Annotated in this window: 12 protein-coding genes and 1 pseudogene; 7 read left to right on the forward strand and 6 right to left on the reverse strand. The window is 54.9% G+C overall.

Annotated elements, in window-relative coordinates; all coding sequences use genetic code 11:
* Positions 1-47: 47 nt before the first annotated feature.
* Positions 48-1,007 carry a PTS mannose transporter subunit IIAB gene (gene manX, locus AC07U6_RS05085; RefSeq protein WP_494762919.1) on the reverse strand — a complete coding sequence of 320 codons (960 nt, stop codon included), beginning with the start codon at positions 1,005-1,007 and terminating at the stop codon, positions 48-50.
* 570 nt (positions 1,008-1,577) lie between these two features.
* On the opposite strand from manX, the gene AC07U6_RS05090 reads away from it, so the two are divergent.
* Positions 1,578-3,143: a TerC family protein gene (locus AC07U6_RS05090; protein ID WP_494762918.1), complete on the forward strand. Its 1,566-nt coding sequence runs from the start codon at positions 1,578-1,580 to the stop codon at positions 3,141-3,143.
* Between the two features lie 31 nt (positions 3,144-3,174).
* Here AC07U6_RS05090 and AC07U6_RS05095 read toward each other — a convergent pair whose 3' ends face one another.
* From AC07U6_RS05095 to pabB, 4 genes are all read right to left on the reverse strand, one after another.
* Positions 3,175-4,737 carry an EAL domain-containing protein gene (locus tag AC07U6_RS05095; RefSeq protein WP_494762917.1) on the reverse strand — a complete coding sequence of 521 codons (1,563 nt, stop codon included), beginning with the start codon at positions 4,735-4,737 and terminating at the stop codon, positions 3,175-3,177.
* Between the two features lie 300 nt (positions 4,738-5,037).
* Entirely contained in the window at positions 5,038-6,402 is a 1,365-nt protein-coding gene (locus AC07U6_RS05100) for an L-serine ammonia-lyase (RefSeq protein ID WP_494762916.1), read from the reverse strand.
* Positions 6,403-6,572: 170 nt separating this feature from the next.
* Positions 6,573-7,160, reverse strand: coding sequence for a CoA pyrophosphatase (locus tag AC07U6_RS05105; RefSeq protein WP_494762915.1), 588 nt, complete (start codon positions 7,158-7,160; stop codon positions 6,573-6,575).
* On the reverse strand, positions 7,147-8,517 hold the full coding sequence (pabB, locus tag AC07U6_RS05110; RefSeq protein ID WP_494762914.1) for an aminodeoxychorismate synthase component 1: 1,371 nt from the start codon (positions 8,515-8,517) through the stop codon (positions 7,147-7,149). Before pabB ends, AC07U6_RS05105 begins: the two co-directional genes overlap by 14 nt.
* Before the next feature lie 116 nt (positions 8,518-8,633).
* Here pabB and AC07U6_RS05115 point away from each other — a divergent pair, with 116 nt between their 5' ends.
* A complete protein-coding gene (locus AC07U6_RS05115; RefSeq protein ID WP_494762913.1) occupies positions 8,634-8,864 on the forward strand; it encodes a YoaH family protein in 231 nt (76 codons plus the stop codon).
* 35 nt (positions 8,865-8,899) lie between these two features.
* Here AC07U6_RS05115 and AC07U6_RS05120 read toward each other — a convergent pair whose 3' ends face one another.
* Entirely contained in the window at positions 8,900-9,244 is a 345-nt protein-coding gene (locus AC07U6_RS05120; RefSeq protein WP_200543865.1) for a RidA family protein, read from the reverse strand.
* A 153-nt stretch (positions 9,245-9,397) separates the two neighbouring features.
* Between AC07U6_RS05120 and AC07U6_RS05125 the strand changes: the two are divergent.
* The 5 genes and pseudogenes from AC07U6_RS05125 to AC07U6_RS05145 all read left to right on the forward strand — a co-directional run bounded on the left by AC07U6_RS05125 (position 9,398) and on the right by AC07U6_RS05145 (position 13,386).
* Positions 9,398-9,664: pseudogene (locus AC07U6_RS05125) on the forward strand (type II toxin-antitoxin system ParD family antitoxin).
* Positions 9,651-9,953 (forward strand): type II toxin-antitoxin system RelE/ParE family toxin, encoded by a 303-nt coding sequence (locus AC07U6_RS05130; RefSeq protein WP_494762912.1) that lies wholly within the window; start codon positions 9,651-9,653, stop codon positions 9,951-9,953. The pseudogene AC07U6_RS05125 and the gene AC07U6_RS05130 overlap by 14 nt, the downstream one beginning before the upstream one ends.
* A gap of 109 nt (positions 9,954-10,062) precedes the next feature.
* Positions 10,063-11,961 carry a DNA repair helicase YoaA gene (yoaA, locus tag AC07U6_RS05135; protein ID WP_494762911.1) on the forward strand — a complete coding sequence of 633 codons (1,899 nt, stop codon included), beginning with the start codon at positions 10,063-10,065 and terminating at the stop codon, positions 11,959-11,961.
* A 69-nt stretch (positions 11,962-12,030) separates the two neighbouring features.
* Entirely contained in the window at positions 12,031-12,732 is a 702-nt protein-coding gene (gene tsaB / locus AC07U6_RS05140) for a tRNA (adenosine(37)-N6)-threonylcarbamoyltransferase complex dimerization subunit type 1 TsaB (protein ID WP_494762910.1), read from the forward strand.
* A gap of 57 nt (positions 12,733-12,789) precedes the next feature.
* Positions 12,790-13,386 carry a Slp family lipoprotein gene (locus AC07U6_RS05145; protein ID WP_494762909.1) on the forward strand — a complete coding sequence of 199 codons (597 nt, stop codon included), beginning with the start codon at positions 12,790-12,792 and terminating at the stop codon, positions 13,384-13,386.
* Positions 13,387-13,531: the final 145 nt, after the last annotated feature.

Genomic DNA, 13,531 nt, shown 5'->3' on the forward strand with positions numbered 1-13,531 from the left:
CCTCTTAGATACAGAACGGAGTTCAACCTGAACTTTCAGGCCACGGGCTACTGATTCAGACGGGCGATCAGGTCCATCATTTTCAGTTTCTGATCGCTGGAAACTTTACGCACTTCCAGTTCTATTCCGCGCGCGTTGAGTTTGTTAAACGCCTCGATATCTTTTGCATCAACCGATACGGCATTGTTAACCTGGGTTTTCCCCTGTCGGAACGCCATTCCGCCGATGTTGACGCTGGTAATGCCAACACCGTCTTCCACCAGCCTTTCGACATCGGTCGGGTTGGTAAACAGCAGCATCACTTTTTCACCGGCATATTTCGGGTTGTTCCACACGCGGACCATCTTAGCAACATCCACTACGTGTGCAGTCACACCGGGAGGAGCAACCTGGGTCAGCAGCGTTTTACGCACGTGATCGGCGGCCACTTCGTCACTGACCACAATGATGCGCGTGACGTTGGTTTCCTTGGTCCAGCGGGTGGCGACCTGGCCGTGAATCAGGCGGTCATCGATACGCGCCAGGCCAATCACCATATGTTCGCCGGGTTTGAGCGGGGCAGGAGGAGGGGCAGGAGTTTTAACCACGGGTGCCGGGGCTGCCTGAGGTGGTTTGGCTTTGAGCGCCTTGACGCCTTCGCGGCCGGTTTCAACCGCCAGCGCTACCAGCTCGTCAAAGGACGGATTGTCATCGCGGGCCATCAGCACTTCGACCAGCATCGGGATATTCACCCCGGCAACGACTTCGTGATGTTCTTTATCAACCACCAGACGACTGGCGGCGTTAAACGGGCTGCCGCCCCAGGTATCAACCAGGAACAACACACCTTGACTCACGTCGAGGTCGTTTATTCGCACCTGATACTTTTCGATTAACGTTTCTGCATTTTCCCCCGGGACAAAGTCGATCCAACCGACGTTATCCTGCTCACCCAGGAGCATTTCGGCCGTTTTCAGCAGCTGTTCCGCTGCCCAGCCGTGTGTGCCGATGATAATAGCAATAGTCACTTGCTACTCCTTATCCAGTTGACGACGGCTCTCTGGAGTTCAAGCCGCGCGAGGCTCAGCCGATCGATACCCTGACTATCCGAAATTTAATCTTCGCCAACGTCGGATACTTAAGGTATTTGCGTGATTCAGCATGAAAGAGGTCACACTTATTTTTCTACTTCGTGCCGGTAGACTTGCAATGGCACGCTTAACACACCAGTTAACACGATTTATTTTAGTACGTGAAAGAATAAATTATGTGACCTTGCTCAGTAATTTAGACCGTCATTGATAAATACGCGCGGTCAGCAAAGCGTAAAGTTCTGCAATGATGCCAGCCAAGTGTAAGAAACCATTTTGACGGCAATGTTTCTGCTGCTAGAGTAGTGATCCTTTTCTAATACAGGAGTAACGGGCCTCAGCCCTCCCTATGGACTGCCACCGAAGTTGCTTAATTATGCCGCCGGGCTATCCGGTATCGCTTTCAACGTCTTCTGACGTCATCTCTGCTTCCACTCGTCGTTATTTCTGCCGCACGCTCAGCCGAACGTTTGCTGCGTTTTCCCGTTCCTTTTTCCGGAGTCTGTCATGGAATTTCTTTTAGACCCATCAATTTGGGCTGGTCTGCTCACGCTGATTGTTCTTGAAATCGTCCTGGGCATCGATAACCTGGTCTTTATTGCTATCCTGGCTGACAAGCTGCCGCCGAAGCAGCGTGATAAAGCGCGTCTGATCGGGCTTTCGCTGGCGCTGATTATGCGTCTGGGCCTGCTGTCGCTTATCTCGTGGATGGTCACACTGACGCGTCCGCTGTTCAGCGTCGGCGAGTTTAGCTTCTCCGGGCGGGATTTGATTCTGCTGTTCGGGGGACTGTTCCTGTTGTTCAAGGCTACGATGGAGCTGCATGAACGGCTGGAAAATCGCGAACATAATAATGGAGCAAACCGGGGATACGCCAGTTTTTGGGCGGTTGTGGTACAGATCGTTATTTTGGATGCCGTCTTCTCCCTCGATGCGGTGATTACCGCCGTGGGTATGGTGGATAACCTGGCGGTCATGATGACGGCGGTGATTATCTCCATGGGCGTGATGCTGCTGGCCTCCAAGCCATTGACTAATTTCGTTAACGCGCATCCGACGGTGGTTGTACTGTGTCTGAGCTTCCTGCTGATGATTGGTCTCAGCCTTGTGGCGGAAGGCCTCGGCTTCCATATTCCAAAAGGTTATCTGTATGCGGCGATCGGCTTCTCAATCCTTATTGAGCTGTTTAACCAGATTGCCCGCCGTAACTTTATGCGTCATCAGGCGAGAAGGCCGATGCGTGAGCGTACCGCTGAGGCGATCCAGCGTCTGATGGGTGGCCGTCGTAATAGTACTGAGAGCAGCGGTAGCGAAAGCAGTGAAGTGGCAGCGATCCTGCCGCAGGAAGCATTTAAAGATGAAGAGCGCTATATGATCAACGGCGTTCTGACTCTGGCCTCCCGTTCCATTCGCAGCATCATGACGCCGCGCGGTGACATTTCATGGGTTGATATCGAACGCCCGCTGGACGAAATTCGGATTCAACTGCTGGATACGCCGCACAGTCTGTTCCCCGTGTGTCGTGGTGAACTGGATGAAATTGTTGGCGTAGTCAGGGCGAAAGAGCTGCTGGTGGCGCTGGACCACGGTGTAGATGTGGCCACGTTTGCCTCCGCGACGCCACCGATCATCATTCCGGAAACGCTGGACCCGCTCAACCTGCTGAGCGTGTTGCGCCGTGCCAAAGGCAGCTTTGTCGTAGTCACCAGCGAGTTTGGTGTGGTACAGGGGCTGGTGACGCCGCTGGACGTGCTGGAAGCGATTGCCGGTGAATTCCCGGATGAGGATGAAACCCCGGATATTATTGCTGACGGTGACGGCTGGCTGGTTAAAGGTGGTACCGACCTGCACTCGCTCCAGCAGCTGTTTGATACTCAGGAACTGGTTCGTACGGAAGACGATCACGCGTCACTGGCGGGTCTGCTGATTGCCCAGAAAGGGCAACTGCCAAAAGCGGGTGAGGTATTCGAGATGCCGCCGCTGCGTTTCCAGATTATCGAGGCGACCGACTACCGCGTTGATCTGGTGCGCGTGACTCTTGAACGTAACGAGCACGACGAAGAAGAAGGTTAACAGTACACGGGCCGGGGAAACCCGGCCTTTTTTATGCCGGGCAGAAAGCGTTATGGTTAGCCAGCCAGGCTGGGAAATCACCTAACGGCATAGGGCGCGCATAGTAATAACCCTGCAGTGCATCCACTCCGCGTTCGCGCAGATACTCCGCCTGTTCAGCCGTTTCAACACCTTCCTCCACCAGTCCGATGTTCAGCCGCTGCGCCAGTGAAATCACCATATCCGTCACCGTGGCGTTAATCGCATCGGTGCCAATAGCTGCAGTAAAGACTTTGTCGATTTTCAGCACGTCAGGGCTCAGTGTTTTCAGATAGGACAGTGAGCTGTGCCCGGTACCAAAATCATCAATCGCCAGCTTAACCCCGACGTTATGCAGATGAGAAACGACCCGCTGGTCAACTACCGGCAGTGAATCTCGCTCGGTCAGTTCCACCACCAGCTGCAGCTGGGGATTAGCCGGCCACCACAGGCGTTGTAAATCGTCAATAATCTCCCGCTCGCGAAAGTGGCTAGCGGCGACGTTAATCGCAATATGGAATGAGGAGCGCATCGGCAAGTCTGGCAAATGTCTGACCGTTTCGCTTATCACAAATCGGGTCAGCGGAGCGATCAGGTTCTGGCGTTCGGCCAGCGGAATGAAAACGTCCGGCGGTATCCATCCCTGGCGCGGATTGTGCCAGCGCAGCAGCATTTCAATGCCGTCGCACTGGCCGTTACGGGCATTAATCAGCGGCTGGCAGTAAACCATAAATTCACGCGCGGTAATGCCATAGCTGATCTGCCAGGACAAACTCATGCGGTTTGCGGTGGCCAGCCAGACAATATAGCCCATCAGCAGGCTAAGCAGCAGCGCCAGCGGCAGCTGTGAGGGCACGGTTATCAGCGCCAGCCGGGAGGGCGAGGGGCCGAAAAGGGTAATTGAGTAAGGATAGCGCAGGGAGGATTCTACGATGGTTACCTGGTCTTCGGCAGGCGTAGCAGGTTGAATCAGCGGGTTGCCGTATTCCAGGCTCTGGCTGCCGACGTTCAGTATTGCTCGCTCAACCCAGGGTAATGTGGGTTCCAGCAGATAGCTAGTAATCAGTTCGATATTAATGACCTGTAGAACACCCGCGCGGTTGTCTTGATTACCCGGCGTCCACAGCAGCAGAATCGGTGAACCCTTAAGCAAATGATTATCTATCGCCAGCTGCATCCGCTGATTTTTCACCAAAAGCTCGGGATAATTACTACTGAAGGTGAGATCTGACGGACCGAAGATACTTGAGCAGTAGATACGATCGTTATCGACCAGCAGGATCGACCTGACGGTTTGCAGAACGGCCAGTTTCTCAATCAGTTTAAAACGGATAAGTCCACAGTCGATGCCGACCCAGGCAAGGGCGTTATCGGCGGCAACATCCAGAGGGGAAAACATGCGGTCAAAGCGCTGAATGGCGTTATTAGCAAAGCTGTGAGATTGCTGCTCTATACGGTTCTTTTCTTCCACAAACCTGAAGGTTAAGGTCAGAATGAGCACCAGTGCTGCAACGACCGCCGCGATAAGCAATCGCTTGCGGCGGAACTGTCCTAATACTTCCTGGGACATTTGCATTAGTAACCATCTTATAAGCCAGTCGCGTATACAGAGAATGAACACCGTTAATGGGCAAAGCAGACATTTAGTGTAGTAGCACCGAAGAGAAAAGCGGAATGTCACAAAAACAGGAACTTACTCTCACAGAACGTGCCGAGACACTCTAGCCGTTTCCTGAATTTGGGGATAGCCGTCAGCTAAACTATTTTGAAGTATAGGAAAGAAAAAGCGCCATCCGATAGATGGCGCTTAGTTAATTATGGTACTTGACGGAAATGCGAACCAGAGCTGGTTCTCAGACACTTACGCCAGATTTCATTAGTCGCACTGAACTTTGATTGCCAGGCCGCCGCGAGATGTCTCGCGATACTTGGCGTTCATGTCCTTACCAGTTTCGTACATGGTTTCGATCACTTTATCCAACGACACGCGCGCTTCGCTGGTACGGCGCATCGCCATGCGCGCCGAGTTAATGGCTTTGACCGAGGCGATGGCATTACGCTCGATGCACGGTACCTGAACCTGTCCTGCAACCGGATCGCAGGTCAGACCCAGATTGTGTTCCATACCAATTTCCGCCGCCACACACACCTGCTCCGGGCTGGCACCCAGCAGCTCGGCCAGACCGGCTGCCGCCATGGAGCAGGCCACGCCGACTTCCCCCTGGCAACCGACTTCTGCGCCGGAAATCGAGGCATTCATCTTATACAGAATGCCGATCGCGCCGGCGGCCATAAAGTAACGGGTGAAGATATCCGGGCTGACCGACTCAATGAAATGATCGTAATAGGCCAGTACCGCAGGTACGATGCCGCAGGCACCGTTGGTGGGTGCGGTTACCACGCGTCCACCGGCGGCATTCTCTTCGTTAACCGCAAGGGCAAACATATTCACCCAGTCGATAACATTCATCGGATCGCTGGAAAGCTTGTCGGAAGAAACAAGCAGCCGGCGCAGCGCTGAGGCACGGCGCGGAACGCGCAGCGGACCCGGCAGTACGCCCTCGGTATTCAGGCCACGATCGATACAGTCACGCATGGTTTGCCAGACATCGGAGAAATAGCGTTCGATGTCCGCGCGGGAGTGGATTGCCAGTTCGTTTTTCAGCACCATCCCGGAGAGGGAAAGACCGGTCTGCTGGCAGTGGTTTAACATCTCTTTCGCTGAGTTAAACGGGTAGGGGACTGATACTTCATTCAGCACGGTTTTGCCGAAGCTCTCTTCATCGACGATAAAGCCGCCGCCCACCGAGTAGTAGGTTTTGCTGTAGATTTTTAGATCGCCGGCATAAGCATGAATACTCATGCCGTTTTCATGCAGCGACAGGTTGTCGCTGCGGAATACCATGCCGCCTTCTCGCGGGAAATCAACTTCGTGGGCACCGTTAGCCAGCAGCAGTCGCTGACGATCCTCCACATCACGAATAAACGCCGGAATTGTGTCGATATCGACGCTTTCCGGTGAAGCACCCGACAGGCCCATGATAATGGCGATATCGGTATGGTGCCCTTTCCCGGTCAGCGACAGCGAGCCGTAAACGTCCACCGCGATACGCGTAACGGAGGAGAGCTGGCGGCTGGCCAGCAGATCGTCGACAAACTGTTTACCGGCTTTCATTGGACCAACCGTATGGGAACTCGACGGGCCGATGCCGATCTTAAACATGTCGAAAACGCTAATCACGCTACACGCTCCTTTACAAGATTACTCACTGGACGATGTTCACAGAAATGGTGAATTGGGTGAAATATAAATGAAAAGCCGCCGCCTTGCAGTGATTTGGATCGTCATCCTGCAAAAAAGCAGTTAAAAATAATGTAATGGCGAAATTTAGACCGATATGAGGCTGTATTTTAGTCGTTTTGCGCAGGTTTTGCCACCTGAAGACTGAGGCGGCGAATAATTCCGGCGGTCATTCCCCAGATAAAATAGTCATCAAACCAGGAGAGCCAGACGCGGTGGTGAAGCCCGCCACGATGCACGTCCAGTGGGGTATAGCGACCCAGGCGCAGTGCCTCTTCCAGCGGCATTTCGAATACCGACTCAACTTCGCCCTCGTTGGGCTGCCAGCGCAGTCCCGGCTGGATAATGCCCACCACCGGCGTGACCTGAAATCCTGTGCTGCTGGTGACCGGCGGCAGAACCCCGATTACCTCTACGGCCTCGGGCGGGATAGCGACCTCTTCCTCGGCTTCGCGCAGTGCGGTGATCACCAGTGATTCATCCTCCACATCGCGCATGCCGCCGGGGAAGGCAACCTGACCGGCGTGTTTACGCAGCGTGGCCGCACGTCGCGTAAGCAGCAGGGTCGGGCAGGGGTGAGCGACGATCGGCACCAGCACTGCCGCCTGACGGCGCGGTAGGGCAATATTTTCTGACGGCGGCGGCTGTAAAATAAAACGCGATAAAAAGCGTTGCAGTTGAGGATTACTGCTGCTCATTCAATGGCTCCTCAAGGCAGGGCAAAATGCGGTTGACCTTATCGAAGGTTTCCTGATACTCCGCGGCTTCTTCACTGTCGGCTACCACACCGCCTCCCGCTGCACAGTAGAGATTCCCCTGCTCGGCAATCAGCGTGCGGATAGTGATGCTGGTATCCATATTTCCACAGGCGCTGAGGTAGCCAATACTGCCGCACCACGCGTTACGACGCTGTGGTTCAAGCTCTTCGATAATTTCCATTGCGCGAACTTTTGGTGCCCCGGTTATTGAACCGCCTGGGAAGCTGGCGCGCAGCAGATCGCAGGCTGACAGTCCTGCTTTCAACCGCGCGGTAATGGTACTGACGAGATGATGTACCGCCGGGAACGGCTCCACTACAAACAGTTCAGGTACCTTGACACTGCCCGGCACCGCAACCCGGCCAATATCATTGCGCAGTAAATCAACGATCATCAGATTTTCACTGCGATCCTTCGGGGAGTTGGCCAGCCTGGCTGCCTGCTCGCGATCGGCCTGTTGATCGGCGAGTCGCAGCAGCGTGCCTTTGATCGGGCGGGTCTGAATATCACCGTCCTGCAGGCGGATAAAACGTTCGGGCGACAGGCTGAGAATCGCGCTGCCGGGCAGACGGATAAAGGCGCTGAATGGAGCGCGATTAGCACGGCAAAGGCGGATAAACGCCTGCCATTCACTGCCCTGGTAGCTGGCCTGGAAGCGTTGTGCCAGGTTAACCTGGTAGCAGTCCCCGGAGAGCAGCCACTGCTGTACCTGCCGGAATTTCTCGCCGTACTCTTCACGCGACATATTCGCCTGCCAGCTGCCGGTCAGACGGAACGGTTCTGCCGCTGCGGGGCGCTGAGCCTCAAGCCAGCTGAGACGCTGTTTGATATCACCGTAAGCAACCAGCGTCAGCCTTTGCAGATGATGATCGGCGATCAGCGCCCAGTCATAAATCCCGACGGCCATATCCGGCGTGGTTAACTGACTATCGGCGAGCTCGGGAAGTGTTTCAAAACGGCGGCCAAGGTCATAGCCGAAAAGCCCAAGAGCACCACCCTGGAACGGTAAATCATCACGCGGTTTGGCCTGCATCGCAGCACGCCCCAGTTTCGCGGTCAGCAGGCTGAGCGGGTCCTCTGCAGAATGGCTGACAGCGCCGTTTTCGTCGATGATGGTCTGCTCACCGCGTGTTGTCAGCGTACAGCACGGATCGGCTACCAGGATATCGAAGCGGTTGTCGCTGTGATCGGCAAAGCCGGAGTGCAGCAGCATCGCCCACGGCAGATGAGCCAGCGCGGCAAACTGATGCTCGACGGCATCCGGCGTATACTTCAGTGAATGTAAAACAGGCAGCATAATTCTTCAGCAGGGTGATCAGTTACAGGGGTGCAAGCCTGGCATATTTTTCTGGTGCTGGCATCTCTTTGTCACCCGTGAAATAATCCGCGCCGCCCGAGCACCCAGGAGCCACTATGTTTACAGGATTACCCGCGCTGACACATGAACAGCAGCAGCAGGCCGTAGAACGCATTCACCAGTTGATGTCTGAAGGCTTAACCAGCGGCCAGGCCATTGCCATGGTGGCGGAAGAGATCCGCAGCACGCATACCGGCGGCCACGTTGCGGTGATGTTTGATGATGAAGATGACGAACATCACGCCGATCGTCACGATGATGAAGACGACGAAGAAGACGAGTACTGATGTAAAGCCCCCTGCCGTCAGGGCAGGGGCGCTGATTATCTTGCTGCGACTACTTTGATTTCAACCAGATACTTCGGATTCATCAGCCCGGCGTGAACGGTACAGCGAACCGGCGCATTCCCCGGCGACACCCACGCATCCCAGGCGCGGTTCATCGCGGCAAAATCGTCTTTATTGACCAGGAAAATAGTGGCATCCAGGATGCGGCTCTTATCCGAACCTACGCGCGTCAGAATGCGATCGATTACCGCCAGCGCATTCGCCGTCTGTGCCTCAGCATCTTCATCCAGATTTTCCGGCACGCTGGTGTAGTACACCACGTCATTATGAATGACGGCTTCCGACATGCGGTGTTCCGGATCAATACGTTCAATAGTCATGAGTTTTCCTTTTTGCACATTAAATTAACCGGCGCTAGCCTGGCATAAACCACTACGGTAGTCACCTGCTGTGAGGCTTCTTGCAACTGTGCTGGCTGGCAATCGACAGGGGGGAAGTATATTGTAAGATTAGATCTTATCCAGGGGGGGGAAATGGCGAGAACGATCGCGGTTAATATCGGGGATGAACTGCGAGAATTTATTGATTTGATGGTGTAGTCAGGCAGTTATCGCACACAGAGTGAAGTGTTGCGCGATGCACTGCGTTTACTTCGTGAGAAAGAAGCGGCTTCTAATTTACATACTCTTCACGGCCTGTTGGACGAGGGGCTTAACAGTGGCAACGCTAAGCTGTGGGAGCGGGATGCATTTTTGCAACGAGTAAAAGGGATGGCACGGATTGCCGATGAGAAGGATTGAATTGTTGCCTGAAGCAACAGAAGACCGGGAAGCTATTTGGTATTACGGCCAGGAACACTACGGCTTGAAGAAGGCCGATGATTATATTGGCCGGTTCTCAGCAGCTTTCAACATGTTGGCTACACATCAGATTGGTACATTTCGACCGGAACCTGGCGAGCGGATGGATTCATTACCGGTTGAAAAACATATTGTATTTTTTATTTCAAGCCGATTAGCCATCACAGTCGTTCGCATCCTCAGTCAGTCTGTAGATGTCATTCGCCATTTGCCTACGTTCATTGCATAGGGGGATGTTTTATCCGCGGCTCTTCTCGCAAACTCCGCGGGTTCGCTTTTTGTATCACCCCCCTAATACTGATATAATCACAGTAGTTTCTTTCCGGTAGTGAGGATATGTGGCAGACGATTTTGCAGCGGATGGCGCTCTGGCGCAGGCGATCCCCGGTTTTAAACCGCGTGAACCGCAGCGGGTAATGGCTGCGGCGGTGGCGAAAGCCATCGATATGCGCGGTGAACTGGTCGTTGAGGCCGGTACCGGAACCGGTAAAACCTATGCCTATCTGGCACCCGCACTGCGCTCCGGGAAGAAAGTGATCGTCTCTACGGGTTCGAAAGCCCTGCAGGATCAGCTCTACAGCCGCGATCTGCCCACGGTGGCAAAGGCGCTGAAGTTTAAAGGGACGCTGGCGCTGCTCAAAGGCCGTTCTAACTATCTGTGCCTTGAGCGGCTTGAGCAACAGTCGATGGCCGGAGGTGAACTCGCCGTGCAGGCGATGAGCGATCTGGTCCATCTGCGCGGTTGGTCCAGCGAAACCATTGACGGCGATACCAGTACCTGCGGCGGGGTGGCGGAGGACAGCACCATCTGGCCGCTGGTTACCAGCACTAACGATAACTGTCTGGGCAGCGACTGCCCGCAGTATAAAGACTGCTTTGTGGTGAAAGCGCGTCGCAAAGCGATGGATGCCGACGTGGTGGTGGTTAACCACCATCTTTTCCTCGCCGATATGGTGGTGAAAGAGAGCGGTTTTGCTGAACTGATACCTGAAGCCGATGTCATGATTTTCGATGAGGCGCATCAGGTGCCGGATATTGCCAGCCAGTATTTTGGCCAGCAGCTCTCCAGCCGCCAGCTGCTGGATCTGGCCAAAGACATTACCATTGCTTACCGTACCGAAGTCCGCGATGTGCAGCAGCTGCAAAAATCAGCCGACCGTCTGGCGCAGAGCGCGCAGGATTTTCGCCTGGCTTTGGGCGATCCGGGCTTTCGCGGCAACCTGCGCGAGCTGCTGAGCGATTCGCATGTGCAGCGAGCGCTGCTGTTGCTCGATGACGCGCTGGAGCTGTGTCATGACGTGGCTAAGCTGTCGCTGGGGCGTTCGGCGCTGCTGGATGCGGCGTTTGAGCGCGCGGCGCTCTATCGCGGGAGACTCAAACGGCTGAAGGATGTTTCGCAGCCTGGCTTCAGCTATTGGTATGAATGCAACTCTCACCATTTTATTCTGGCTCTGACGCCGCTTTCCGTCTCGGATCGTTTCCGCGAGGTGATGGAAGAGCGCCCGGCCAGCTGGATCTTCACCTCTGCCACGCTGGCGGTGAACGAACAGGTTACCCATTTCGTTGAGCGCCTGGGCGTGGAAAAGGCCGAAACGCTGATCCTCGACAGTCCGTTTGACTATTCCCGCCAGGCGCTGTTGTGCGTTCCGCGTAATCTGCCTTCGCCTAATCAACCCGGTGGTGCTCGCCAGCTGGCGCGCATGCTGCGTCCGCTGATCGAAGCCAACAACGGTCGCTGCTTTTTCCTCTGCACCTCTCATCAGGTGATGCGCGATCTGGCCGCGGAGTTTCGCGCAACGCTGACATTGCCGGTGCTGCTTCAGGGAGAAACCAGCAAAGGCCAGCTGTTGAAGCAGTTTATTGCCGCTGGCAATGCGCTGCTGGTGGCCACCAGCAGCTTTTGGGAAGGGGTGGATGTGCGGGGCGATACGCTGTCGCTGGTGATTATCGATAAGCTGCCGTTCACTTCGCCCGACGATCCATTACTTAAAGCGAGAATGGAAGACTGTAAACTGCGCGGTGGCGACCCGTTCGATCAGGTACAGCTTCCGGATGCCGTTATCACGCTAAAGCAGGGCGTTGGCCGCCTGATCCGCGACGTTGACGATCGCGGTGTGTTGGTGATTTGTGATAATCGGCTGGTGATGCGGCCCTACGGCGCGGTGTTTTTGAACAGCTTACCGCCTACCCCGCGCACGCGAGACATCAGCCGGGCGGCGGCGTTTCTCAAGCCATAACGCGACAGTCATCAATTCGCCGCGCTTTGTGCTATTATTCGCGCCGAAATTTTTCTCCCTGAGGTTGCAATGCCCACGCGAATTTTAGCCATTGATACGGCCACGGAAGCCTGCTCGGTTGCCCTGCTGAATAACCAGCAACGACTGGCTCATTTTGAACTCTGTCCGCGGGAACATACCCAGCGCATTCTCCCGATGGTGCAGGACATCCTGCTGCAGGGCGCTGTGGCGCTGAAGGATCTCGATGCTCTGGCTTTTGGTCGCGGGCCGGGCAGTTTCACCGGTGTTCGCATCGGCATCGGCATTGCGCAGGGGCTGTCGCTGGGTGCTGAGCTGCCGCTGGTTGGCGTTTCCACCCTGAAAACGATGGCGCAGGGTGCCTGGCGACTGAGCGGCGCAACGCGGGTTCTTGCCGCTATTGATGCCCGCATGGGCGAAGTTTACTGGGCAGAATACCAGCGCGATGAACAGGGCATCTGGCATGGCGAAGAGAGCGAAGCCGTGCTCAGCCCTCAGGCAGCAAGTGAGCGCATGGCAGCGTTAAGCGGTGAGTGGTCCTGTGTTGGTACCGGCTGGAAAGCATGGCCTGAGCTGGCTGAAAATAGCCAACTGGTGTTAACTGTCAGTGAGGTGGAATTGCCTGCCGCTGAGGACATGCTGATTCTTGCCTCGCAGGCGCTGGCAGCGGGGGAAACTGTCGCTCCGGAGCATGCAGAACCTACTTATTTACGTAATGAAGTGACATGGAAAAAATTACCGGGCCGCGAGTGAGTCGCAGCAACTATTTCGCCACGGTGCAGTCAAATTAACAGTACCTGGGAGAATCTTATGCGTAAATCTCGTTTTTGGCAGTTGAGTGGTTTGTTCTTAACGTCCTTATTGCTTTCAGGCTGCGTGACCGTGCCTGATTCAGTGAAAGGAACCTCGGCAATGCCGCAGCAGGATTTGGTGCGAGTTCTCAATGCGCCGCAGCTCTATGTCGGGCAGGAATCGCGCTTCGGCGGTAAAGTGATTAGCGTCAGTAACAAGAACGGCAGGACCCGTCTTGAGATTGCCGCAATGCGTCTGGATGATACGGCGCGACCGATTTTAGGGTCGGCAACGATTGGGCGCGTGTTCGCTGATGTAAATGGCTTTGTTGACCCGATTAACTTCAATGACCAAATGGTCACCGTGGTCGGGCCGATAGCCGGGATTGAAAAAGGCAAAATTGGTGATGCTAACTACAACTTCGTTGTAGTGAAAGTAACAGGTTACCAGCGCTGGCATAGGGTACAGCAAGTCGTTTCGGCGCCGCAGCCGATTGATCCGTGGATCTGGTATGGCCCGGGCTATGGTCGCCGTCATGGCGGATACTGGGGCCCACCGCCGTGGGGCTATTACTCCCCGGCACCGGCGCAGGTTCAGACAATCCTGACCGAGTAGTCATGTTGTAGCGAAATTTTCACGGCATATCCGCTGTGTTTCAGCGGATATGCCTTTTTTTGGTTACTTTTCTCCCGGTGAGAAATTTTTAGTGATGGGCTTCGCAACCTCAAAACGGAGAACTGAGCAAACTGGTACGCTGAGT

It is taken from the genome of Erwinia sp. GW821-FHT03D09, from assembly GCF_059420805.1.